At 56.4% G+C, this 25,075-nt stretch carries 23 protein-coding genes; 21 read left to right on the forward strand and 2 right to left on the reverse strand.

What is annotated here, in order from left to right; genetic code table 11:
- The first annotated feature begins 101 nt into the window (after positions 1 to 101).
- From AC2FGE_RS18145 to AC2FGE_RS18210, 14 genes are all read left to right on the forward strand, one after another.
- Entirely contained in the window at positions 102 to 842 is a 741-nt protein-coding gene (locus tag AC2FGE_RS18145) for a cytochrome c biogenesis CcdA family protein (RefSeq protein ID WP_496820678.1), read from the forward strand.
- A gap of 14 nt (positions 843 to 856) precedes the next feature.
- Positions 857 to 1,435, forward strand: coding sequence for a thioredoxin family protein (locus AC2FGE_RS18150; RefSeq protein ID WP_496820679.1), 579 nt, complete (start codon positions 857 to 859; stop codon positions 1,433 to 1,435).
- A 131-nt stretch (positions 1,436 to 1,566) separates the two neighbouring features.
- Positions 1,567 to 2,043 carry a sulfur oxidation c-type cytochrome SoxX gene (gene soxX / locus AC2FGE_RS18155; protein WP_496820681.1) on the forward strand — a complete coding sequence of 159 codons (477 nt, stop codon included), beginning with the start codon at positions 1,567 to 1,569 and terminating at the stop codon, positions 2,041 to 2,043.
- Positions 2,044 to 2,089: 46 nt separating this feature from the next.
- The gene (gene soxY / locus AC2FGE_RS18160) at positions 2,090 to 2,506 is read left to right on the forward strand and encodes a thiosulfate oxidation carrier protein SoxY (RefSeq protein WP_496820682.1); all 417 of its coding nucleotides are present in this window, start codon (positions 2,090 to 2,092) and stop codon (positions 2,504 to 2,506) included.
- A 36-nt stretch (positions 2,507 to 2,542) separates the two neighbouring features.
- Positions 2,543 to 2,872 carry a thiosulfate oxidation carrier complex protein SoxZ gene (gene soxZ / locus AC2FGE_RS18165; RefSeq protein WP_170394054.1) on the forward strand — a complete coding sequence of 110 codons (330 nt, stop codon included), beginning with the start codon at positions 2,543 to 2,545 and terminating at the stop codon, positions 2,870 to 2,872.
- A gap of 70 nt (positions 2,873 to 2,942) precedes the next feature.
- On the forward strand, positions 2,943 to 3,788 hold the full coding sequence (gene soxA, locus AC2FGE_RS18170; RefSeq protein WP_496820683.1) for a sulfur oxidation c-type cytochrome SoxA: 846 nt from the start codon (positions 2,943 to 2,945) through the stop codon (positions 3,786 to 3,788).
- Positions 3,789 to 3,875: 87 nt separating this feature from the next.
- Entirely contained in the window at positions 3,876 to 5,573 is a 1,698-nt protein-coding gene (soxB, locus tag AC2FGE_RS18175) for a thiosulfohydrolase SoxB (protein ID WP_496820684.1), read from the forward strand.
- A gap of 24 nt (positions 5,574 to 5,597) precedes the next feature.
- A complete protein-coding gene (gene soxC, locus AC2FGE_RS18180) occupies positions 5,598 to 6,860 on the forward strand; it encodes a sulfite dehydrogenase (protein ID WP_496820685.1) in 1,263 nt (420 codons plus the stop codon).
- Complete coding sequence (locus tag AC2FGE_RS18185) at positions 6,844 to 8,169, forward strand: c-type cytochrome (RefSeq protein WP_496820686.1); 1,326 nt, start codon at positions 6,844 to 6,846, stop codon at positions 8,167 to 8,169. The genes soxC and AC2FGE_RS18185 overlap by 17 nt, the downstream gene beginning before the upstream one ends.
- A 2-nt stretch (positions 8,170 to 8,171) precedes the next feature.
- The gene (locus AC2FGE_RS18190; RefSeq protein ID WP_496820687.1) at positions 8,172 to 8,879 is read left to right on the forward strand and encodes a c-type cytochrome; all 708 of its coding nucleotides are present in this window, start codon (positions 8,172 to 8,174) and stop codon (positions 8,877 to 8,879) included.
- A gap of 24 nt (positions 8,880 to 8,903) precedes the next feature.
- A complete protein-coding gene (locus AC2FGE_RS18195) occupies positions 8,904 to 10,166 on the forward strand; it encodes an FCSD flavin-binding domain-containing protein (RefSeq protein WP_496820688.1) in 1,263 nt (420 codons plus the stop codon).
- Between the two features lie 80 nt (positions 10,167 to 10,246).
- On the forward strand, positions 10,247 to 10,681 hold the full coding sequence (locus tag AC2FGE_RS18200; RefSeq protein WP_496820689.1) for a DUF302 domain-containing protein: 435 nt from the start codon (positions 10,247 to 10,249) through the stop codon (positions 10,679 to 10,681).
- A gap of 23 nt (positions 10,682 to 10,704) precedes the next feature.
- Positions 10,705 to 10,854 (forward strand): hypothetical protein, encoded by a 150-nt coding sequence (locus AC2FGE_RS18205; protein WP_496820723.1) that lies wholly within the window; start codon positions 10,705 to 10,707, stop codon positions 10,852 to 10,854.
- Positions 10,855 to 10,866: 12 nt separating this feature from the next.
- On the forward strand, positions 10,867 to 11,925 hold the full coding sequence (locus AC2FGE_RS18210; RefSeq protein WP_496820690.1) for a YeeE/YedE family protein: 1,059 nt from the start codon (positions 10,867 to 10,869) through the stop codon (positions 11,923 to 11,925).
- Between the two features lies 1 nt (position 11,926).
- Here AC2FGE_RS18210 and AC2FGE_RS18215 read toward each other — a convergent pair whose 3' ends face one another.
- Both AC2FGE_RS18215 and AC2FGE_RS18220 read right to left on the reverse strand, forming a co-directional pair.
- On the reverse strand, positions 11,927 to 12,871 hold the full coding sequence (locus AC2FGE_RS18215) for an MBL fold metallo-hydrolase (protein ID WP_496820691.1): 945 nt from the start codon (positions 12,869 to 12,871) through the stop codon (positions 11,927 to 11,929).
- Entirely contained in the window at positions 12,868 to 13,620 is a 753-nt protein-coding gene (locus AC2FGE_RS18220; protein WP_496820692.1) for an MBL fold metallo-hydrolase, read from the reverse strand. The genes AC2FGE_RS18215 and AC2FGE_RS18220 overlap by 4 nt, the downstream gene beginning before the upstream one ends.
- Positions 13,621 to 14,053: 433 nt before the next feature.
- On the opposite strand from AC2FGE_RS18220, the gene AC2FGE_RS18225 reads away from it, so the two are divergent.
- The 7 genes from AC2FGE_RS18225 to AC2FGE_RS18255 all read left to right on the forward strand — a co-directional run bounded on the left by AC2FGE_RS18225 (position 14,054) and on the right by AC2FGE_RS18255 (position 24,923).
- The gene (locus AC2FGE_RS18225; RefSeq protein ID WP_496820693.1) at positions 14,054 to 16,081 is read left to right on the forward strand and encodes an oxidoreductase; all 2,028 of its coding nucleotides are present in this window, start codon (positions 14,054 to 14,056) and stop codon (positions 16,079 to 16,081) included.
- Positions 16,082 to 16,277: 196 nt separating this feature from the next.
- A complete protein-coding gene (locus tag AC2FGE_RS18230) occupies positions 16,278 to 17,852 on the forward strand; it encodes an ABC-F family ATP-binding cassette domain-containing protein (RefSeq protein WP_496820695.1) in 1,575 nt (524 codons plus the stop codon).
- Positions 17,853 to 18,162: 310 nt separating this feature from the next.
- A complete protein-coding gene (locus AC2FGE_RS18235; RefSeq protein ID WP_496820697.1) occupies positions 18,163 to 19,737 on the forward strand; it encodes an ABC transporter substrate-binding protein in 1,575 nt (524 codons plus the stop codon).
- A 58-nt stretch (positions 19,738 to 19,795) separates the two neighbouring features.
- The gene (locus tag AC2FGE_RS18240) at positions 19,796 to 21,349 is read left to right on the forward strand and encodes an ABC transporter substrate-binding protein (protein WP_496820698.1); all 1,554 of its coding nucleotides are present in this window, start codon (positions 19,796 to 19,798) and stop codon (positions 21,347 to 21,349) included.
- Positions 21,350 to 22,318 (forward strand): ABC transporter permease, encoded by a 969-nt coding sequence (locus AC2FGE_RS18245; protein WP_496820699.1) that lies wholly within the window; start codon positions 21,350 to 21,352, stop codon positions 22,316 to 22,318.
- On the forward strand, positions 22,315 to 23,229 hold the full coding sequence (locus AC2FGE_RS18250) for an ABC transporter permease (RefSeq protein WP_496820701.1): 915 nt from the start codon (positions 22,315 to 22,317) through the stop codon (positions 23,227 to 23,229). Before AC2FGE_RS18245 ends, AC2FGE_RS18250 begins: the two co-directional genes overlap by 4 nt.
- The gene (locus AC2FGE_RS18255) at positions 23,226 to 24,923 is read left to right on the forward strand and encodes an ABC transporter ATP-binding protein (protein ID WP_496820702.1); all 1,698 of its coding nucleotides are present in this window, start codon (positions 23,226 to 23,228) and stop codon (positions 24,921 to 24,923) included. The genes AC2FGE_RS18250 and AC2FGE_RS18255 overlap by 4 nt, the downstream gene beginning before the upstream one ends.
- The last annotated feature ends 152 nt before the right edge of the window (positions 24,924 to 25,075 follow it).

The raw sequence follows: 25,075 nt of genomic DNA on the forward strand, positions 1-25,075 counted from the left end.
CAGCAGAAACAGGGTGCGCATCTCAAGCTCCGATTGACCGCGACGATATATCTTTACTATTTTGAATGTGTGAATGATAGCCTGACAGGACTGTTTTGAGCATGTTCGACATCACATTTGCAGGAGCTGTGGTCGCCGGTCTGTTGTCCTTTCTTTCCCCGTGCATTCTGCCAATTGTCCCGTTTTACCTCAGTTATCTGGCGGGGGTCGGGATGGAGCGGATCTCGGCAGGCGCTGAGATTCCCGTCAATACACGTCGCCGGGCGACGCTTTCGGCAGTCGCATTCGCGGCAGGCATCATCACGATCTTCATGGCGCTTGGCGCTACCGCGTCGATTTTCGGACAACTGGTTCGAGAGTATTTTGATATCCTGCGCTGGATTGCTGCGGCAATCATCATCGCGATGGGCCTGCATTTTCTGGGGCTCGTGCGCATCGGGTTTCTCTATCGCCAATATCGAGCGGATGTTGGCGAAACCTCGAATGTCGGCTTGATCGGGGCCTATGTGCTTGGCCTGGCCTTCGCGTTTGGCTGGACGCCCTGTGTGGGGCCCGTGCTTGCCGCGATCCTGTTCACTGCTGCAGGAACCGAGACTGCGTGGCGGGGCGCGCTGTTGTTGTTCGCCTATGGGGTGGGAATGACAGCCCCGTTTGTTCTGGCGGCCTTTCTGGTGCGCCCTTTCATGCAATGGATGGCACGGTTCAGGAAACACCTGCCTTTGGTCGAAAAGGCGATGGGTTGTCTGCTGATCCTGTTCGGCGTGCTGATCGCCACCAACTCCATCAATCACATCGCGCAATGGATGCTGGACCACATGCCGTGGCTTGCAACCATCGGCTAATAGCGGAGGATGATATGAAACGAGCCTTTTCAATTCTGGTCGTACTTTTAGTGGGTGCGTCGGTTTCTGCCGCTGAACTGGGGGATGATGGACTGCACAAAACGCCGTGGATGCGTGACACGTTCAAGGACCTCCGAGAAGATCTTGAAGAGGCTGCGGGCGAAGGTAAGCGATTGGTTTTGTTCATAGAACAGCAAGGCTGTATCTATTGCAAGAAGATGCACGAAGAGGTGTTTCCACAGCCCGACCTGGCGGCGTATATCGAAGAAAACTTCTTTGTCGTACAGATGGATTTGCATGGAAGCACCACGGCAACCGACTTTGACGGGCAAGAAGATGAGCAAAGGGCACTGATGCGCAAATGGGGGATTCTATTCACCCCAACGCTTGTGTTCCTACCGGAAGAGGTGCCCGAAGACGCCACAGCCGTTCAGGCTGCGGTTGCTGTAATGCCGGGGGCGTTCTCAAAATCAACAACCTTGGATCTTTTCACCTGGGTTGATGAGAAACGCTACGACCTTGAGAATGGTGAAGATTTTCAACGGTATCATGCACGCCGCATTCAGGAGCGTAACAATGTTTCGCAGGATTAAGCATTGCGGTTACAAATAAAAAAATTCAATAAGATGAATTTAATGTTGCGAAGAGCAATGCCCGTCGACTACGGTACACAAAAGCTTTGGATCGCAAAGCGCCATGGGCGCGGTAGCAAACGGGAGGGATCATGAGGCTGAGACTTTTAACATTGGTCTGCACGGTGTCGGGTGTTGCCGCATTTGCAGCGGATACAGGCCCGAAAGACGTAACCTATGATGACTATGGCGCGGTCGAGGTCTCTCTGACCGGGGTCGCGGGCGATGTCTCAAACGGCGCGCTCATCGTTGGGGACAAGTCAAAAGGCAACTGCGTGGCCTGTCACGCTGTCACGGCTTTGGCGGACATACCATTTCATGGCGAAGTTGGGCCAATGCTGGATGGGGCGGGTGACCGCTGGTCCGAGGCCGAGCTTCGCGGCTTGGTCGCTAACGCAAAGATGACGTTCGATGGTACGGTCATGCCCGCATTCTACAAGGATGACGGCTATATCCGTCCGGGTAATGCCTATACAGGCAAAGCGCCTACGGCACCTTTGACGTCGATCCTGACAGCACAGGAAATCGAAGATGTGGTCGCGTTTCTGGCGACCCTGAAAGAACAATGATCGCGCTTTCCGGCGTGACTTTGCGAGGATTCAAAGGAGATTGAAAATGGAACTCTCTCGCCGCGAGACTCTGGCCCTTGGCCTGGGCGCCGCGTTCCTGACAATGATGCCGCTTCGGGCAAATGCGGCCGCTGAAGATGCGATTGCTGCGTTCACGGGTGGCGCGGATGTGGTCGAAGGCGGTGTCACTTTGACGGCGCCGGAAATCGCCGAAAACGGGAACACCGTACCAATCGAAGTCAGTGCGCCAGGCGCTGCGTCTATCCTGATCGTGGCTGCAGGCAACCCCGAGCCGGGCGTTGCAACCTTCAACTTTGGCCCGCTGGCGGCGGAACAAGCCGCATCAACCCGTATCCGTTTGGCCGGTACGCAGGATGTCATCGCTGTGGCCAAAATGGCTGATGGCAGCTTTGCCAAGGCATCCGCGACCGTAAAAGTGACAATCGGTGGCTGCGGCGGCTGATTGCCACGCGCGCCTCGAAGAACAGGAGATTAATCCATGGCATCCGGTGTAAAACCCCGCGTCAAGGTTCCAAAGACAGCCGCGGCTGGTGAGACCATCACGATCAAAACCCTGATCAGCCACAAGATGGAAAGCGGCCAGCGCAAGGACAAAGAAGGCAACGTCATCCCGCGTTCGATCATCAACCGTTTTACCTGTGAATTTAACGGAGAAATGGTTGTTGATGTGACCATGGAGCCGGCGATTTCGACCAACCCGTACTTCCAGTTCGAAGCGACTGTGCCGGAGGCCGGTGAGTTTGTCTTCACCTGGTACGATGACGACGGCTCAGTCTACGATGAGAAGAAAACGATCGAGATCGCCTGACGGCTCGACGACTAAGGCAGATCAGCGCGGGTCCGAGGAATTGGCGCTGATCCACCAAGGGAGGAACGCAATGAATACCAAGGTACTTACGGCGATCGCGGCAATTCTGGTTTTCCCGGCTGCAGTGATGGCTGGACCGGACGAAGACAAGCTTGTGATCAATGATGAGCTGGACATGACCTCGGTCACAGAAGCCCCGGCGCATCTCGAAAACTTCGACACGATCTATTCGGGTTGGCATTTCCGCACGGATGAAACCCAAGCGCTTCAAATTGATGACTTCGACAATCCTGCAATGATCTTCGTCGATCAGGCCGCTGATCTCTTCGAGACGGTTGATGGTGCCGTAGGTGAGAGCTGTGCCTCATGCCACGATGGGGTCGAAAGCTTCGAAGGGCTTCAGGCATCAATGCCGAAAGTGGATGCCGAAACTGGCAAGCTGGTCGTCATGGAAGATCTGATCAACAAGTGCCGTACAGACCGCATGGAAGCTGATGCCTGGAAATGGTCCGGGGGAGATATGCAGGGCATGGTCGCTTTGATCGGTCTGCAATCCCGCGGGATGCCAATGAATGTCGCGATTGATGGCGATGCCGCCCCGTTTTGGGAGCAGGGCAAAGAGATGTATTATACCCGCTATGGTCAGTTGGAGCTGAGCTGTGCCAATTGTCATGAAGACAACTGGGGCAACATGATTCGTGCCGACCACCTGAGCCAGGGTATGATCAACGGGTTCCCGACATACCGTCTGAAACAGGCCAAGCTGATCTCGCGTCACAATCGTTTCCGCGGCTGTATTCGCGATACGCGGGCGGAAACCTTTGCCGAAGGGTCGGACGAGTTCCGCGCCTTGGAGCTGTATGTAGCATCCCGAGGCAATGGGCTTTCAGTCGAAACCCCGGCTGTACGTCAGTAACAACGGGCCCGCGCTAGCAATGCTTTGCGCGGGTTTTTAGCAAAAATAACATTCACATATTTATATGTGAAATAGGAAAGCTGATTGATGATTTCGCGACGTGACTTCTTGCAGGTTTCAATGGCGGCCTCGGCGCTCTATGGGGCGTCCGGGTTTGGCAATTGGGCGAAACTTGCCGCACAGCAAAGCCTGACACAGGATCAACTGCTGGAGTTTGAGACCTTCGGCAATATCAGCCTGATCCATGTCACTGACATTCACGCGCAACTCAAGCCGATCTACTTTCGTGAGCCAGAGATAAACCTTGGTATTGGCGATGCGCGAGGGCAAATGCCGCATGTTACCGGTGCCGCGTTCCGCAAGGCCTATGGGATCGAAGATGGAAGCCCGTCAGCCTATGCGCTGACCTACAATGATTTCGCTGCGCTGGCCAAGACCTACGGTCGGGTCGGTGGATTGGATCGGGTTTCAACTGTCATCAACGCGATCCGTGCAGACCGTCCCGATGCGCTGCTGTTGGACGGTGGCGACACCTGGCACGGGTCTTACACCTGCTATCAGACGGCCGGTCAGGACATGGTCAATGTCATGAACGCGCTGAAACCCGATGCAATGACCTTCCATTGGGAGTTCACGTTGGGCAGCGACAGGGTCAACGAAATCGTTGAAAGTTTGCCCTTTGCCGCCTTGGGGCAGAACATCTTTGATGCCGAGTGGGATGAGCCTGCAGAATTGTTCCAGCCCTACAAGTTCTTTGATCGGGGCGGTGCAAAGGTCGCCGTGATCGGGCAAGCGTTCCCTTACATGCCAATTGCGAACCCAGGCTGGATGTTCCCAGAATACTCATTCGGTATCCGGGATGAAAACATGCAGGCCATGGTCGATGAGGTTCGCGATGCCGGTGCCGATGTCGTTGTTGTCCTCAGCCATAACGGCTTTGACGTGGACAAGAAGATGGCAGGCCGCGTGCGAGGGATCGACGTGATCCTCAGTGGCCACACCCATGATGCGCTGCCGGAACCTGTTCTGGTCGATAAAACGCATATCATCGCGTCTGGCTCGAACGGTAAATTCGTCAGCCGCGTGGATCTCGACGTAAGGGACGGGCAGATGATGGGGCTTAAGCACAAGCTGATCCCGATCTTCTCTGACGTTATCGCGCCCGATCCTGCGATCACTGCGCTGATAAATGATCAGCGCGCGCCTTATGAGGCTGCTCTGAGTGAGGTGATCGGCAAAACGGACTCGCTGCTCTACCGCCGCGGTAACTTTAACGGCACCTGGGATGACCTGATCTGTGATGCCCTGATCAATGAGCGTGAGGCAGACATTGCGATGTCGCCTGGCGTCCGTTGGGGACCCTCAATCCTGCCGGGACAGGAAATCACACGTGAAGACATCTGGAACGTCACATCGATGTCGTATCCCAATGCCTATCGCACAGAAATGACAGGTGAATTCATCCATGTGATCCTTGAGGATGTTGGTGACAACCTGTTTAACCCCGACCCTTACTACCAGCAAGGCGGCGATATGGTCCGCGTCGGTGGTCTGGGCTACCGCATTGATGTGACTAAACCACAAGGGCAGCGGATCAGCGAAATGACCCTGCTCAAGACAGGTGAAGCGATTAATCCATCGAAAACCTATGTCGTAGCGGGTTGGGCCAGTGTCAACGAAGGCACCGAAGGTCCGCCGATCTGGGATGTCGTCGAAAACCACATTCGCAACCTTGGCATTGTCACGGTGCAAGAGAACACCAGCGTCGATGTTGTCGGCGCTTAAGAAACCAATGGAGACCTAAGAGATATGGATGACGCGTTCAAACCGTCCCGCCGGGCCTTCCTGAAAGGCAGTGCTGCGGTTGCGGCTGGGTCAGTTGCGGGTGCGGCAGCGGCAGACACGCCCGACCCACTGATAACAGAGCTTCAGGATTGGGCGTCTTACACAGGCGCCGGTGTCGATGAGTCACCTTATGGCATGCCGATCAGCTTCGAATCCCATGTCGTTCGGCGCAATGTGGAATGGCTGACCGCCTCTCCGATTTCGTCGATCAACTTCACGCCGATCCATGCGCTTGACGGCACGATCACGCCGCAGGGCTGCGCTTTTGAGCGTCACCATTCAGGAGCGATTGAACTGCGCAAAGAGGACTATCGCCTGATGATCAACGGGCTGGTCGATCGTCCGCTTGTCTTCACGTATGACGACATCGAACGTTTCCCGCGCGAAAACCATGTGTATTTCTGCGAATGCGCGGCGAACACTGGTATGGAGTGGGCGGGTGCGCAACTCAACGGCGTTCAATTTACCCACGGCATGATTCACAACATGGAATACACCGGTGTTCCGTTGCGTACGCTACTGCAGGAAGCAGGCGCCGATATCTCACCAGACAAATGGGTCTATGTTGAAGGCGCAGACGCGTCATCCAATGGCCGCTCCATCCCGATGGAAAAAGCACTGGATGACGTGCTGGTAGCTTTCAAGGCAAATGGTGAAGCGCTGCGCATGGAGCATGGATATCCCGTGCGACTGGTTGTTCCTGGCTGGGAAGGCAACATGTGGGTCAAATGGCTGCGCCGCATTGAGGTTGTCGATATGGCGGTCGAAAGCCGCGAAGAAACATCAAAATACACCGACGTCTACGAAGATGGCACAGCCCAGAAATGGACGTGGGTGATGGATGCAAAATCCGTCATCACCTCACCCAGCCCGCAAATGCCGATCAAACACGGACCGGGACCCTTGGTCATTTCCGGGCTTGCATGGTCCGGTCACGGACAAATTACGCGGGTCGATGTGTCCAAGGACGGTGGCATTACTTGGGAGACGGCGCGTCTTGGCAAGCAGGGGGACAGCAAGGCTTTGACGCGGTTCTATCTCGACACCAACTGGGATGGGGCACCGATGCTGTTGCAGGCCCGGGCGATGGACGAAACCGGTTATGTCCAACCAACCAAAGACCAACTGCGTGAGAAGCGCGGTGAAAACTCGGTCTACCACAACAACTGTATCCAGACTTGGTACGTGAGCGCAGAAGGGATCGCCGAGAATGTCGAAGTCTCTTAGTCATGTTTTTCTGCCCGTATTCGGCGGCACGGCGTTGGTGCTTGCGGCGGCAGTGGCTATAGCGAACCGGAACTACGGCCAATCGCAGATAGAAACCTTGGAAACCCGGATAAGTCAGGTTGAGGCGCACGCAGCCACTGCCCAGGAAAGCGCGCAAGCAGAGGCCAGCCGGGCAGCCGAACTGGCGGCCAAGGTCGAAGAAATCCAGACCGCAGCGGCCGAGCGGGCCGCAAACGAGATGAACCTGACCGCGCCTGCGCCCAGCAGCGAGGGCACATACGGGCTTGGGCGCCCCGCGCTTGAGCAAGAGATCGCGGCCTGGGACGTCGATGTCTTGCCCGACGGGCGTGGCTTGCCGGTTGGATCAGGCGATGTCTGGACCGGAGAAGAAGTGTTTGTCGATCGCTGTGCGTCCTGTCACGGAGAGTTTGCCGAAGGCGCTGACAATTGGCCTGTTCTGGCCGGTGGCTTCGATACGCTCGCTGACGAAGATCCAGTGAAAACTGTTGGCTCTTATTGGCCGCATTTGTCAACTGCTTGGGACTATATTTCCCGCTCTATGCCCTTTGGTGAAGCAGGTACGCTGACCGCGGATGAGACCTATGCGATCGTCGCCTACATCCTTTATTCTAACGATCTGGTGGATGACGACTTCGAGCTCAACCACGAAAACTTCGCCGATTTTGAGATGTACAACATCAACGGCTTTGTCGTCGATGTACGTCCTGAAACTGAGTACGCCGAGTGGCGGCAAGAGCCATGCATGGAGAATTGCAAGTCAGAAGCCGCCGTCACTATGCGCTCTGTCTTTTTGGTGGAGACACCACCCGAAGGTGGTTCAAACTCGGTCATGAACGACGCCAGCGCGGACGAATTGCCAACGTTTACGGCAGAAGGTCCTTCGTTCATTCCGACTGCAGCGCCAAAGCCTGAGGACGAAGCTGCTGCAACGCCAACCATTCAGGAACCCAGCGATACGGACGGAACCACAGAAGTGTTTGCCGCTGGCGAGAAAGTCTTCAAGAAATGCAAAGCCTGTCATCAGGTCGGTGAAAGTGCAAAAAACAGCACAGGACCCGTATTGAACGGGATCATCGGTGCCAATGCAGCCTCAGTCGAAGGGTTCAAATACTCCAAGGCCATGAACGCTGCTGCTGAGAAGGGGCTTGTCTGGACTGACCAGGAAATGGCGGCCTTTCTGAAGAAACCCAAAGAGTACATGAAAGGCACGCGGATGTCTTTTGCGGGGCTCAAGAAATCTGACGATATCGAAGCTGTGATCGTCTATCTCAAGTCGTTCGGAAACTGATCATGCGCTGGTTGGACATACTGACCTGCGCGGCGGTCGCTATAGCGACCACCTCGTCGGTCAGCGCAACTGAAGACCTGGGCGACGCCGAAGCCGGGAAAGTGGTGTTTGCCAAATGCAAAGGATGTCATCAGGTCGGTGAGGGTGCCAAAAACAAGATCGGCCCGCATCTGAATGGCGTTTTTGGACGCAAAGCGGCAGGCCTTGACGGGTTCAATTACTCCAAGAGCCTTGAGCGTGCGGGAAATTCGGGCCTGGAGTGGCACGCTGATACTCTATCGGCCTATATTGAAAATCCACGTGCATTTGCATCTGGAACACGGATGAGTTTTCGGGGCCTGAAAGACCCCGAGGACCGCGCCAACATCATCGCCTTTTTGCGCGGATTCTCTGATAATCCGCAGGACATCCCCGAAGCGGATCCAACGGCCAGGGGCACGGATCATTCTGTTGATCCGGCGATACTGGCTATTCAGGGCGACCCGGAATATGGCGCCTATCTCAGCAGCGAATGTACAACCTGCCATCAGATCAAAGGGGGCGACGCGGGCATTCCGTCAATCGTCTACTGGCCAGACGAAGATTTCGTGGTCGCGATGCATGCGTACAAGGACAAACAGCGCCCTCATCCGGTCATGCAAATGATTGCCGGACGGCTGAGTAATGACGAGATCGCGGCATTGGCGGCCTATTTCAATAATCCAGAATAACAGTGCGATATGGGAGGTAACGCAATGACATACAACAGACGAACATTCTTGGGGGCCGCAGGTGTTATGGCAGCTGGGCTATCGGCGCCGATGGTGCTGGCGCAAGGCAAGCCCCGTGTCGTTGTTGTTGGTGGTGGTGCGGGTGGCGCAACCGCTGCGCGCTACATCGCCAAAGACAGCAAAGGTGAGATTGATGTAACTCTGATCGAGCCATCGCGGACCTACTATACCTGCTTTTTCTCAAATCTCTATCTGGCTGGGTTTCAAGAGCTTTCGGATATCGCACACAGTTATGGTGCTCTAGCGGTGAACTACGGGATCAACGTGGTCCATGATTGGGCCGTTGGTGTTGATCGTGATGCCAAGACGGTGTCCTTGGCTGGGGGCGGGTCCGTTCCCTACGACAAGCTGATCCTGAGCCCGGGTATCGACTTTGTCGATGGTGCGGTCGAAGGCTGGGATGTTTCAGCGCAGAATAAGATGCCGCACGCCTACAAGGCCGGATCGCAGACCGAGCTTTTGAAAGCACAGGTTATGGCAATGCCTGAGGGCGGTACGTTTGCAATGGTTGCGCCGCCAAACCCATACCGGTGCCCACCCGGACCTTATGAGCGTATTTCCATGGTGGCCCATGTTCTGAAAGAGAATAATCCAACGGCAAAAATCATCATCGCCGACCCCAAGCCGAAATTCTCGAAAATGGCATTGTTCCAAGAAGGTTGGGCAAACCATTACGAAGGCATGGTCGACTGGATCGGCGAAGACTTTGGCGGCGGCAATGTATCCGTGAACCCGGACGCAATGACCGTGACCATCGACGGTGAAGAAACCAAGGTCGATGTCTGCAACGTCATCCCGGCGATGAAGGCCGGGCGTATTGCAGAGATGGCCGGTGTTACCGATGGCAACTGGGCGCCGGTGAATGCGGCCGACATGTCCTCGAAGGCCGATCCGGATATCTATGTTCTCGGCGATGCGAGCCAGCAAGGTGACATGCCGAAATCCGGTTTCTCGGCCAACAGTCAGGCGAAGGTCTGTGCGAATGCCGTGCGCGGTGCATTGACCGGGTCCAAAGTGTTCCCGGCCAAGTTCTCGAACACATGCTGGTCGCTGATCGACACCAATGATGGTGTGAAAGTTGGCGCGACCTATGAGGCGACGCCTGAAAAGATTGCCAAGGTGGACGGCTTTATCAGCCAAACCGGCGAAGATGCCGATCTGAGGAAAGCAACCTACGAGGAATCGCTGGGTTGGTATGCGGGTATCACCTCGGACATGTTCAGCTAAGGGCTTCGGGGGCTTTGATCCGTGTCAAAGCCCCCGAAAGACAATCTGAGAAAATGCGGTTCAGGAGGAGCATAAAGATCATGAAACACGTTGTTGCTGTAGCCGTATTTTCCACCGTTCTCACAGGTCAGGCTCTGGCCCAAGAGGTCATCACCTCCCCTTTTGACGGCAGTTTTGACGATGCCACATTCGCCGTTGAATCGGCGATAGTCGGGCAAGGGCTGGTCATCGACTATGTAAGCCATGTCGGCGAGATGCTGAACCGGACAGGTGCGGATGTTGGCAGCGACAAACAGATTTTTGCGGCCGCTGATATCTTCATTTTCTGCTCAGCAAAACTCTCGCGTGAGATGATGGAGGCCGACCCGATGAACATCGGCTTTTGTCCGTATGGGATTTTTGTGGCCGAAGACGACAATGGCGTGATGGTGGGGTACCGAAGCTATCCCGATGGACCAATGCAAAAGGTCCAGACCCTGTTGTCTGAGATTGTGGAAGAGGCTGTTGGGAACTGAAATGAACTATCAACAGTATTTTCGTGATCAACTGGACCAACTGCAAGAAGACGGAAACTACCGGATTTTTGCAGACCTCGAACGGCAATGCGGCGCGTTTCCAATGGCGCGCAGGCCAATGGCCGCCAGATGACGACTTGACCGAAGACAAAGACGAACACGCAACGGTGTGAGAGTTTCCGCGCATGGAGAAGCTCATTGATCTGCTGGGTGACCAAGGTGCCTTGGCCTGCGCCGGAGTGCTTGTTGGCATCCTGTTTGGCGCGACGGCCCAGACCTCTCACTTTTGCTTGCGTGCGTCGACCGTCGAAGTCGCCCAAGGTGAGTTTGGCCCGCGCCTGGCGGTTTGGCTGATCGCTTTCACCACAGCGCTGACCCTGGTACAGGCGCTCGTCTTGTTTGAGTGGTTGGATCTGTCTGAGACACGTGCCATCGCATCGACCGGTAGCCTGAGTGGCGCAATCATCGGTGGTGCGATGTTTGGCGCAGGTATGATTCTGGCGCGCGGATGTGCATCGCGCTTGTTGGTCTTGGCGTCTTGCGGAAATCTGCGTGCATTGGTGACCGGTCTGGTCCTGACATTGGTGGCCCAGACTGCGTATACGGGTGTTCTTAGCCCCACCCGCGAAGCGCTGTCTGGCCTCTGGATGATTTCAGGTGGCCCATCGCGCGATCTGTCAGAAATACTTGGGTTTTCGCCCGCAACTAACACCGCGATTGCGGCATTGGGTTTGGTCCTTGCAACAGCGTTCGCAATCCATCGGTTGGTCGAGCCCGCACGGATTCTATCAGCTGCGGGTGTGGCGGCGGCGGTCGCGCTCGGCTGGCTGATGACCTTCACAATTGCTCAGACCTCTTTCGAGGTCGTGCCCGTGTCTTCGATCACCTTTACCGGCCCTGCGACGGATACGTTGATGGCCTTGGTCACCCAGCGAAACGTTGCCTTGTCTTTCGGTATCGGTCTGGTTCCGGGTGTGGCAATCGGAGCTGCGGCCTCGGCCGTGTATGCCGGAGAATGGAAAATCGAACGGTTCGGCAACGACACCCCGATGGAACGCTACCTGGTTGGCGCTGCCCTAATGGGCTTTGGTGCCATGCTGGCAGGCGGTTGCGCCGTGGGCGCAGGGTTGTCCGGAGGGTCCGCCCTGTCCCTGACCGCTTGGCTTGCGGTGTTCTTTATGTGGGTCGGAGCGATTGCTACACATCGCGTCGCAACGCGACTGCCCGCGCTGCAGCGATCCTGAGCTATTCGAACTCCATTTGTTCAAAAACGCGCCCGGCATTTTTGGTCGCCAGTTCTTCGAATGTGTCCAGATGGGCATAAGGGGATTGATCGACATAGTAGGCTTCGGCCAGATCGCCACCCGCATCCATATGCTCCTGCACTTTGCCACGCAGGTAAATTAAATAGTCACGCGTATAACGGCGCACCTGATCCATGTTTGTCGGATGGCCGTGTCCGGGTATGACATACGTGGCGCCCAAAGGCTCGAACGCGTTGTCCCAGGTTTCAAGCCAATCTGCTGTATAGGTCTCCTGAAAGATCGGCAGCATACGTTCGTGAAATGCCATATCCCCCGCGATGACAAGGCTTTGATTTGGCAACCAGATCGAGATATCGCCGGGGCTATGGGCAGGTCCGAGGTATTTGGCTTCAATCCGGAAATCGCCCATCTCAACCACGTAGTCATCATCGAATGTCTCGGTCGGACCGGCCAAAAAGGTTCCTTCTGACTTGTCGCGATTGTATCGCTGCATACCCTCCAGAATCTGGGGGCCATATTCCTCGAATTCCGCGGCTGCATCCGAATGTGCCACGATTGGAATGCCAAGTTCCGACCAGTAGGCGTTGCCGAGCATCGCGTGCCCCTGACCATTCTCGTTGAAGACAAGCTTGACCGGTTGATCCGTGATCGCCTGAATTTCCTTGTGCAGGGCTTGCGCCAGCACATAGGCCGCTCCGCCGTTTACAACAACCACGCCTTCACCGGTGACGATAAAGCTGAGGTTGTTGTTGTGACCTGCGTTTTCGTAGGTGGGTGGCGCGGTTGCGCCAATGGCAGAATAGACACCGGGGATGTATTCGACCGGCTTGGAGTAGAGTGCGCTTTGCGGATACTGATCGGCTATATCCTCGCTAGCCCAAGCGGGTGTGGCCAAGGCCAAGGCAATCACGAGTGACCGCATCATGACGGCTCTCCTATGAATCGATATGCCGAGCCGGTCTTTTCGACCCGGCCAATCCCACCATCGGGCAGATGGAAACCAATGACTTTCATCTGTTCTTCGGCAATCTGATCCAGCAGCAGGCTGCGTGTGGCTGCCGCAGTCTGAGGGTCCTGATCCGTGCCGCTGTGCCAGTCCGGGCGTTCGAAGGCCACATGCGGATTCCCGAGCGCGTCGCCCACAACCATTACCGAGTCCGCGCCGTGTCGAATTTCAAACGCCATATGTCCGGGCGTGTGCCCAAAACTTGCGCGCGCGGCAATCCTGGGCAGGATTTCTTGCCCGTCCTCAAAGAACGTGACCTGGTCTTCGATTGCTTCCATGCGCCGCTTTGCGCCGACTGCAAACGCGGCGCGATCTTCGCCAATCGTTTCAACCGTTGCCGGGTTCCACCAATAGTCCCATTCTGTACGGCCAAAGTGGTGCGTGGCGTTTGTGAAAAGCAGGTCGTCAAAATCGTCCAGAACGCCCCAGATGTGATCGGGATGCGCATGGGTGAAGACCACATCGGTAACGTCCTCGGGCGAGAGGTCCATGGCAGAAAGAGCATCCAGCAGCTTGCCCGATGTGGGCATGAAGTCTGGGCCTGCCCCGACATCGAAGAGTACCGTGTTTGTGCCATCTCGGTAGAGCGACACGTTACACTCTGGCTCGTATCTTGTCGCATCTATTTGATTGCGCTCTAGCAACTGCTCCAACTCATCCTGGGGCATTGACCCGAAGGCCATTTCTGGCGGTATGGACAGATGCCCATCCGATAGTGTTGTGAGGCTACCCGAGGAACCGATCTGTACCTCTGCCAGTACACCCCTGGATTGAGCGCCGAGTGCCGCGAAGCAGGCAGCATTGTGCAAAAAAGTGCGTCGGGAGAGTCGGGCTATGGTCATATACAATCAATAAGATGAATATCTTAATTTGTAAATGTTGAAAGAGGGCAGCCCGAGAGTCTGGACCTAGCGTGCATGCCATTGGCAAACTGTATTTTTTGTATCGAAGGTTTCTGACAAGGTCGTCTTTTTGTTCACCGATGTCGGAAGCAGATAGTTGCTAGGGGTTGCTTCACAAATATCATGCAAGAGACGGCGCAGTTCCGTGTGCGCGGCAAAAGGCGGCTCCAACGCCTGTTATGACCAAAGGTATATGGACGTGGCACATCTACTCGACCCGTTTCAACTAAAGCACCTGACATTGCGCAATCGGATTGTAAGCACATCCCATGCGCCGAATTTCGTAGAAGATGGTCACCCAAAAGATCGCTACAGGTTGTATCACGAGGAAAAGGCAAAGGGCGGTGTGGCCCTGACAATGGTTGGTGGGTCGACCAATATCGCCCCGGACAGCCCATCCGTGTTCGGCCAGCTTTATGCCGGGGACGACAGCATTATCCCGTGGTTCCAAAAGCTTACGGACGGCGTTCATGCGTATGAGGCTGCCATCATGTGCCAGATCACCCATATGGGGCGCCGCACCGCTTGGGATGATGGGCATTGGTTGCCGGTTCTGGCGCCATCTGCTGTCCGCGAACGCGCGCATCGCGCGTTCCCCAAGATAATGGAGCAAGAGGATATCGACCGTGTGATCGGCGATTTCGCTGCGGCGGCGTGGCGGTGTCGGCAGGGCGGGTTTGATGGGATTGAGCTGCTTTCTCATTCGCACCTGTTGGGGCAATTTCTGTCCCCTTTGACCAACCAGCGCGACGACGATTATGGCGGGGCGTTAGAGAACCGAATGCGCCTAACGCTTGAGGTGCTTGATGCGGTGCGATCCGAAGTTGGGCCCGCCTTCATCCTGTCGATGCGTATCACTGGCGATGAACTGACCGATGTTGGCCTGAGCGCCGAAGACTGCGTGGCCGCAGCCCGGATGCTGGAGCAGTCCGGACATGTCGACCTGCTCAACATTCTGGCAGGGGCGCCCTATGACGATTTGGGCCTGGCTGAATGGGTGCGTCCCATGGGCCTGCCCGCCGCTCCGCACATCACGGTGGCCAGCCGTATCCGTGATGCAGTTGGTCTGCCGATCCTGCATGCTGGAGGGATCGCGGACATTGCCACCGCGCGGCATGCGCTATCGGGCGGGCATGTTGATCTTGTGGGGATGACCCGCGCGCAGATGGCCGATCCTTATCTGGTCGAAAAACTCACCAACGGTGACGAAGAACGCATCCGCCCTTGTGTGGGCTTGGGGTATTGCGTCGACAGGGTCAACCAAGGCAAGCCCGCCGTCTGTGGGCACAACGCTGCCACAGGCCGCGAGCAGATATTGCCCCATGTCATCACCCCGGGTGATGCCCGTAAGAACGTGGTTGTCGTTGGGGGCGGTCCCGGCGGGATGGAGGCCGCACGCGTCTGTGCCTTGCGTGGGCACAACGTTGTTCTGTTCGAGGCCTCGGATCGTCTGGGCGGACAGCTGGTTTTGGCGGCCAAAGGAAAGACACGCCGACAGGTTTGGGGCGTTGCGGATTGGCTGATCTCAGAAGTGACGCGGCTTGGGGTTGATATTCGGCTGAACGCCTATGCCGAAGCCGATGGCGTTCTGTCTGAGGCCCCTGACTTTGTCATCATCGCAACAGGTGGCTGGCCCGCACCGTTGCCCGTAACCGGCGGTGATCTGGCCGTGCCCAGCTGGGATGTCTTGTCGGGTGCGGCGCGTGTTGCGGGCGATGTGTTGTTGTTCGACGAAGTCGGCGATCATCCCGCGGCTGTTACCGCAGACATGCTGGCATGCACGGGGTGTCGCATCACCTTTGTCACCCCTGATCGGGCGCTTTTGCACGACCTTGGCCCAACGACCTCTGCCGTTGCACTGCGTGATCTAGCCGCCAACGGCGTCTCGTTCACTTGCTTGCACGAGCTTGTGGAATTGGAGCGTGACGGTGGTCGTATTCGTGCGCAACTGCGTCACGTGTTGACAGGGCATGTCGCGGAATATCTTGTTGATCACGTTGTTGTCGAACATGGTTTGTCGCCAATGGCCGATCTGTATCATGACCTCAAACCAAGCGCGCGCAACCGTGGCCAGATTGACCACAAGGCGCTCATCAATGGGACGGCTCCCTTCGTCGATATCAATCCAGAGGGTCAATTCCATTTGGCCCGGATTGGGGACGCATCCGCAGGCCGCAATATACATGCGGCAATTCTTGATGCCTTAAGGGTGTGCGCGACAGTATAAAATCCCGCTGTTTTCTGCCGATGAAGCAGCCAATCGCGGTATTGTACCGATTGGTCGGGTTCAGTCTGAAAGCACAGAACCTTGTATATGCACTATCCCATCGCTATGTGTTGAAGGCAGATATCAGGAGCAGACGAACATGGATCACGCACCCGCAAACTGACACCCCTTCGGTCTTTTTCTGCGAGCGTAAATCATGTCTTCCGTATCAATTGCCGGTCTGGCCTGGCACACCCCCTGTAACGATCCTGTATTCACTGATCTGACATTGAAATTCGGCCCCGAACGAACGGGCCTTGTTGGTCGGAACGGAACCGGAAAGACAACCCTGTTGCGTCTCATCGCGGGGGAGTTGCTTCCGATGGGTGGCACGATCACATCTCCGGCCTCCATTGGTATTCTTCGGCAAACCCCTGAGTTCGAGCAAGGCGCCACATTGGCTGATCTGTTTGGAGTGGCAGATCAGCTTGCCATACTCACGCGCGCCGAGTGTGGTGACGCAACGCTGGATGATCTTGCCGAAGCCGATTGGACATTGGAGACAAGGTTGGAAACCGCGCTTGGCGGTCTTGGGCTGGATCAGTCGCCAAAGACACCGCTTAGTGCATTGTCTGGCGGTCAAAGAACGCGCGCAAGCCTTGCGTCGCTGATGTTTGCTGAGCCCGAGGTGCTTTTGCTGGATGAGCCGACAAACCATCTGGATCACGATGGCCGCCGATATGTCATCGATGCGCTGCGGGCATGGCGCGGCTGCATCGTGGTTGCAAGCCACGATCGCACCTTGCTGGACGAAATGGACACCATCGTCGAACTGACGACCATTGGAGCCAGATCATATCGGGGAAACTACTCTGCCTATCGTCTGGTGAAGAATGCGGAGCTGGCCGCCGCCGAACAAGATCTGGCACGGGCAGAGCGCCAACTGACCGAAACCCAGATACGTGCGCAACGCGCGTCAGAACGTAAGACGCGCACCGACCGGCAAGGCGAACGGCTGCGCGCTTCTGGCAGCCAGTCAAAGCTTTTGTTGAATGCCATGAAAGAACGCAGCGAAGGCTCAACAGGGCCGGCCGCACGGTTGCGCGACCGACAAAGCAAAGAGGCAGAAGCTGCATTGAACAAGGCGCGTGAAGCCGTTGAAATTCTGGACCCTCTGAGCATGGATATTCCGTCATCGGGCCTAGCACATGGGCGTGACGTGGTGACTGTGAATGAGCTTGGTTTCGGTTATAGCGATAGCCCACGTCTGCTTGATGGTGTGTCTTTTTCGATCCGGGGCCCTGAACGGGTGGCGATTGAGGGGTCGAACGGCGCCGGAAAATCCACGCTTCTGGCCTGCATATTGGGGCAGTTTCAACCGCAAACGGGCTGCGCCTCGATTCACGTACCCACCGTTTTGATCGATCAGGATCTAAGCCTGCTGCATGCTGATGAAACCGTACGGGACGCTCTTGCGCGGATTGACCCGCACGCAAGCGAAAATGCGCGTCGCGCCGTGCTTGCCCGATTTCTGTTTCGAGGAGACGACGCAAATCGGACGATCGGCACGCTTAGCGGTGGGCAGCGCATGCGGGCGGCCTTGGCCTGCACGCTTGGGCACAGCCAGCCAAAGCAGTTATTGCTGCTGGACGAACCCAGCAATCATTTGGACATCGAAGCCCTTGAGACCCTTGAAAGCGCCCTGAATGCGTATGACGGGGCCATCGTGGTTGTCAGCCATGATCAGGAATTCCTGAATCAAATTGGGGTGGAGCGACGTATCATTCTTTGATGTGCGTGCCAGGTCGCTAAGGACTGCGCCAACACCAAGGCGGGGATACTGAAACGGTGTTTATCCTTCGCCAACGGACTGGAACGCCCCGCGCATCTCAACGCTATGGATCAGCACGGGAATGTTCTGAGTTTCGGTTAACACGGGGTAAACTCTTGTTTCATCTCCGTTCTTCAAATTCTGTGCTGTTGAGCGATTGACATGCCGACGCGGTTGGTATGCTATCCTCAGTTTTAGCGTTAACAGAAATTTGCGACACAGCATCGCGGATTCAGTGCAGTCAACGGGCTGCAAAAAAAGGGAGAAAATAATGAAGAAACCAATGTTCGCGCTGGCGATGTTGATGGCCTCAACAACGCTGGCTCAGGCTGAGACTTTGCGCTGGGCGCGCTCCGGGGATGCGCTGACGCTTGATCCTCATTCGCAAAATGAAGGGCCCACGCATACCGTGCGCCATCAGATGTACGAGCCGCTGATCATTCGTGACACCACGGGCGCGTTCGAAGCTGCGTTGGCCACGGACTGGGCACCCAGCGCTGATGACCCGAATGTCTGGGTATTCAATCTGCGTCAGGGCGTGAAATTCCACGATGGGGCCGATTTTACTGCCGAGGATGTGGTGTTCAGCATCAACCGGGCGAAGCAGCCGAACTCGGACATGAAAGAGTTGATCAACTCGATCGTCGAAGTGCGTGCCGTGGACGATCACACGGTTGAGATCGTGACCGATGGCCCGAACCCGATCCTGCCCGCAAACCTCACTGACCTGTTCATCATGGACAAAGGTTGGACCGAGGCAAACAATGCGGTTGCGGTTCAGGATTTCGAAGGGGGTGAGATCACCTTTGCCACCACCAATGTGAATGGCACAGGGCCTTATAAGCTGGTCAGCCGTGAACCAGACGTGAAAACTGTGATGGAGCGCAACGAAGACTATTGGGGCCGCGATCAGTTCCCGATGGCGATCAGCGAAATCATCTATACGCCTATCCAGAACGACGCCACCCGCGTTGCCGCGATGCTGTCGGGTGAGGTGAACTTCCTTCAGGATATGCCAGTGCAGGACCTTGAACGGGTGAACTCCGCGGACGGTCTGGTTGTGAAACAGGCACCGCAGAACCGGGTCATTTTCTTCGGGTTGAACCAAGGCGCGGACGATATCGAAGCCGATAATGTAGACGGCAAGAACCCCTTGGCCGATGTGCGTGTGCGTCAGGCGATGTCAAAGGCGATCAACCGGGATGCCATCAAGCAGGTGGTCATGCGCGGCCAGTCTCAGCCTGCGGGCATGATTGCGCCGCCCTTCGTGAATGGCTGGACGGCTGAAATGGATGCCGAAAGCAGCACGGATGTTGAAGGCGCGAAGGCTCTGCTGGCCGAAGCGGGGTATCCCGACGGCTTCTCGATCCGCCTCGATTGCCCCAACGACCGCTACATCAACGACGAAGGCATTTGTCAGGCTGCTGTCGGTATGCTGGGTCAGATCGGCATCACGGTGAACCTGGACGCCAAACCCAAGGCACAGCATTTCCCGCTGATCACCGACGGCAAGACCGATTTCTACATGCTGGGCTGGGGTGTGCCGACCTACGATTCGGAGTATATCTTCAATTTCCTTGTCCATGGTCGTGAAAGCGATATCGGCACTTGGAATGGCACTGGCTTTGACAGTGACGACCTGGACACCAAGATCAAGTCGCTGGCCTCGAACACTGACCTCGAAGCACGGAATCAGGACATTGCTGCGATTTGGCGTGTGGTACAGGATGAACAGCTTTATATCCCGATCCACCACCAGGTGCTGAACTGGGGTATGGCAGAAAATCTGGGCATCGAAGTTGATCCGGAAGATCAGCCCATGGTCAAGCATTTTGGCCTGAACTAAACTTTTGTTGCCGGGTTCTTTTCCGTGGGACCCGGCAATTTTTGAAGTGGGAGCTATCATGAAACGTCTGACCGCTGCCGCGCTACTGAGCGCGCTTTCCATGCCTGTGGTGGCTGAAGAATTCACCTTTGCCGTCACCACCGATCCGCAAACACTGGACCCGCATGCAGTTAACTCTGCTCCGGTGCTGGGTTTCCTGAACAATGTCTACGAAGGGCTGGTGCGGCGCGGCAAGGATATGACCATCGAACCAGCCTTAGCGACCAGTTGGGAGCCGATCGACGGTGGCGCTGGTTGGCGGTTCAAGCTACGTGAAGGTGTGACGTTTCATGATGGATCCGAATTCAACGCCGATGACGTGATCTTTTCCTATCAACGCGCGTCTGATGAAAGCTCGGATACACGCAGCTGGTTCGCCCCGGTCAGCGAAGTCGTGAAGGTCGATGACTACACAATCGATGTGATGACCGCCGCGCCCAATCCGATCTTCCCAGATAGCATCGCGAACTGGATGATTATGGATAGCGGCTGGGCCGAAGCGAATGACACAGTTCTTCCCGACAAAGAGGCCGGGAATTACGCAACCCTGAACGCAAACGGGACGGGTGCGTTTCAAGTGACTGCGCGCGAGCCCGGCCTGCGCACTGTGCTGGAGCCCTTTGGCGGCTGGTGGGGAGATGTTGAACACAACCTGACCCGCGCAGAATTGGTGCCGATCCAAAACCCTGCGACTGCTCTGGCGGCATTGCTGTCGGGTGATGTTGATTTCATCAACCCTGTTCCGATTCAGGACGTTGCACGCCTGCAGGGCAACCCGGATGTGAAGGTTATCCAAGGCATTGAGGCGCGCGTCATCATGCTGGGTTTTGACCAGAAAGAAGGCGCAAGCGCAGACGGGCAGGGCGGCACTGATCTATTCCTCGATCCGCGTGCCCGCGAGGCGGTTGCAAAGGCGGTCAATGTCCCGGCCATCTTGCAGACAATCATGCGGGGCAATGCGGAAGTCGCAAGCCAGCTTGTCAGCCCTGCGATGCGTGGGTACTCAGCTGTGAATGCGGACCCGTATGGCTATGATCTGGAAGGCGCAAAGGCACTGTTGGTCGAAGCCGGGGCTGAGGGAGCAGAAGTCAGCTTCAAATGCTCCAACAACCGTTATCTGAATGACGAATCTGTTTGTCAGGCGATCACGGCCATGCTGACACAGGCAGGTCTGAATGTGACACTGGATGCAATGCCGGTTCAGAACTACTGGCCGGAATTGCGGGCCGATAATTTCGACATGTATCTTCTGGGCTGGTCGCCGGGTACATTTGACGCCGAACATCCCGTGCGCTTTCTGGCCTCAACCCCGAATGAGGAAAAGAAGCTGGGGTCCTGGAACTTCGGTGGATACTCCAACGCGCGCGTCGATGAGCTGCTGCCGCTGATCCAGTCCGAGATCGACGAGCCAAAGCGCCAGGCCATGTTGGATGAGGTTACTGCCATCCTTCAGGACGAGGTCGCCTATGTCCCCCTCTACGTCCAGCCTCTGGTTTGGGGTGCGCGCAGCAATATCGAGCTAACGCAACGGCCCGACAATTTCTTCCTTCTGCGTTGGGTCACGGTCAACTAAATGCTGTCATATATTATCAGGCGCGTGGCCCAGTCGGCGCTGGTTCTTTTCGTCGTGGGCCTCGTCGCCTTTTCCATGTTCCGTTTTGTCGGCGACCCGATCGACAACATGCTGGGTCAGGAACGGACCATGGAGGATGTGGAACGGCTGCGCAGCCAGCTGGGCCTGGATCAACCCTTCCCGGTCCAATACGTGAAATTCCTGCAAGAGGCGGTCCAGGGCAATTTTGGTGTTAGCTTCCGTCAGGGCCGCCCGGTTGCCGAGATTCTGGCCGAACGCGCCCCGGCGACACTGGAACTGGCGTTGGTCTCGGCGATTCTGGCGATTGTTCTTGGCATCGCGCTGGGCGTGTTCACCGCGATCCGACGAGATGGGTTCGCGGCGAATTTCATCATGTCGGCCTCGCTGATCGGGGTTTCGCTGCCCACCTTCCTGATTGGCATTCTGCTGATCTACGTCTTCTCGGTCGAACTGGGTTGGCTGCCCAGCTTTGGGCGCGGTGAAGTCGTAGATTTGGGGTGGTGGAACACCGGCTTGTTGACCAGCAGCGGATTAAAGGCCCTGATCCTGCCCGCGATCACGCTTGGGCTGTATCAGATGACCTTGATCATGCGGTTGGTGCGATCTGAGATGCTGGAGGTGCTGCGGCAAGATTATATTCGCTTTGCCCGTGCACGCGGCCTAAGTGATCGGGTCATCAACTTTCGCCACGCCCTAAAGAACACAATGGTGCCCGTAATAACCATCATCGGCCTGCAATTGGGGGCAATTATCGCCTTTGCCATCATCACCGAGACGGTGTTTCAGTGGCCGGGTCTTGGCCTGCTGTTCATCAACGCAGTCCAGTTCGTGGATATTCCCGTTATGGCAGCCTACCTGATGATGATCTCGGTCATCTTTGTCACGATTAACCTTGCTGTCGACATTCTTTACGCCTTCATCGACCCGCGTCTGAGGGTCAGCGCATGAGCCGCCTGCAACGTATTCTGGACAGCGATCAATTCTACGCCTTTCGCCGATCTCCGGTGGCTATGGTCTCGGCAGCAGTTGCTTCGCTGCTGGTTCTTGTCACGATCTTTGCGCCGCTTATTGCACCGACGAACCCGTTCGACCCCTCCAGTCTGAACCTGATGAATGGCTTCACCCCGCCGATGGAGCCGAATGCCTTCACAGGTGAAAGCTTTGTGATGGGCACCGACGATCAGGGGCGGGATGTGTTTTCGACCATCCTCTACGGGATGCGGATCTCGCTGTTTGTCGGGGTCGCCGCTGTTTTGTTTGCGATGGTTCTGGGAATCATCCTGGGTTTGCTATCAGGGTATTTCGGCGGTTGGACCGAAACCATCATCATGCGTACGGCGGACGTGCAACTGACCTTCCCTTCGATCCTGCTGGCCATGCTGATCTTTGGTATCGCCAAGGGCATCACGCCCATCGAGTACCGCGATCAGATGGCGATCTGGGTGCTGATCCTGGCGATTGGGCTGTCCGACTGGGTGCAATTTGCCCGGGTCGTTCGCGGCGCCACGCTGGTTGAAAAGAACAAGGACTACGTAGCCGCTGCGCGGATCATTGGGCAAAATCCGTTGACGATCATGCTGCGCCATATCCTGCCGAATGTGCTGTCACCCGTGCTGGTGATTGCAACGATTTCACTTGCACTGGCGATCATCGCCGAAGCGACTCTTAGCTTTCTGGGCGTCGGAGCTCCGCCCACACAGCCGTCACTGGGCACGCTGATCCGCATCGGGCAGGGGTTCCTGTTCTCGGGTGAGTGGTGGATACTGTTCTTCCCCGCCTGCACCCTTCTGGCGCTGGCCCTGAGTGTAAATCTGCTGGGCGACTGGCTGCGCGATGCATTGAACCCGAGGCTGAAATGACCGATCCCGTTCTCTCGATCCGCAACCTAACGGTAGAAATCCCCACCCGCCATGGTGTTTTCAAGCCGGTGGAACACGTGACCTACGACCTGCATCCCGGTGAAATCCGGGGGGTTGTCGGCGAAAGTGGCGCGGGCAAATCGATGACCGGCAATGCCGTGATCGGTCTGATGGACCCTCCGGCCCATGTGTCCGAGGGCGAGGTCTGGCTGAACGGTCGGCGTATCGACGAACTGGACGCCGAGGACAAACGCAGGATCCGAGGCAAAGAGATCGGGATGATCTTTCAGGACCCGCTGACCTCGTTGAATCCGCTGTTCACTGTTGGTGAGCAATTGGTCGAAACGATTCAGCTACACCTTGGCCTGTCTGCATCTGAGGCCAAGACGCGTGCGATTGCCCTGCTGGATCGCGTGTCCATCCCGGACCCGGCGGACCGGTTCAACCAGTATCCGCATCAGTTTTCCGGCGGGATGCGTCAGCGTGTGGTGATCGCTTTGGCGCTGTGCACGGAACCCAGCGTCCTGATTGCCGATGAGCCCACGACCGCATTGGATGTGTCTGTGCAAGCGCAAGTGCTGGACCTGATCAAGGAACTGGCCAAGGAGCGCCAGGTCGGTGTTATCCTTGTGACCCACGACATGGGCGTTATCGCCGATACCACCGATACGGTGACGGTGATGTATTCCGGCCATGTGGTCGAAAGCGGCACCACCGATCAGATCCTTGGCGCACCAACACATGAGTATACCAAATCTCTGATCGCCGCTGTGCCACGGCCGCACACCAAGGTCGAACGGTTCCCGGTGGTCAGCTACGGCGAACGGGAAAGCACCTTCAAGATCGACGATCTGGCAGCCCATTGGGACAAAACCGGCCTGTCCAAATCCGGTAAGCTGCTAGAGGTAGAGAACATCACCAAGACGTTCCTGCAGAAGGGCGCCATTTTACCGTCGCAGCGGCAGTATTTCACCGCTGTTGATCAGGTGAGTTTCGATATCCGGGATGGCGAAGTCTTTGGCCTTGTGGGCGAAAGCGGATCAGGCAAATCCACCGTCGCGCGGATGATCGGCACGCTCTATCCCGTGGATGGAGGCCGCGTTGTCTTTGACGGGCAGGAGGTGACGGCCATGGGATCAGAGGCGCTCCAAGCCTATCGCCGCCAGATCCAGATGATCTTTCAGGATCCGTTCTCAAGCCTGAACCCGAGGATGAAGGTTGGTGATCTCGTTGCCGAACCAATTCTGCACCATCGCATCCTTCCCAAAGCGCAGGTTGAACCGCGTGTTAAGGAACTCCTGGACTGGGTCGGGTTGGCGAAAGACGCATGGCGCAAATACCCGCACGAATTCTCAGGCGGGCAGCGTCAGCGCATCTGTATTGCTCGCGCACTAGCCACGCAGCCCCGGTTCCTGATTTGCGATGAGCCGACCAGCGCGTTGGATGTCTCGATCCAGGCGCAAATCCTGAACATCCTGAAAGATCTGCAGGATCATCTGGGACTGACCATGCTGTTCATCAGTCACGACCTACCAGTTGTACGTCAGATGTGTGATCGGGTGGGCGTGATGCGACAGGGAAAACTGGTCGAAGTTCAGAACACAGATGCCCTGTTTTCAACGCCCGAGCATCCCTACACCAGAGAGCTGTTGAATTTGATGCCGCGATTGAAGCAACTGGAATCCGCGAGTTAGAAGTTCAGCATCGCGGTTTCTGTTTAGCTACCAGCAGGAATTTAAGCCGGTTTTACCAGACTAGGTTCGGGTCGGTTTGGAAGAAGGCTGTGGTTTTCCTCGCAGACACCTCCACAAAAGCCCCGCTAAAGCAAGCGTAAGTAGCGGTTTCA

The organism is Ruegeria sp. YTSA075 (genome assembly GCF_059610245.1).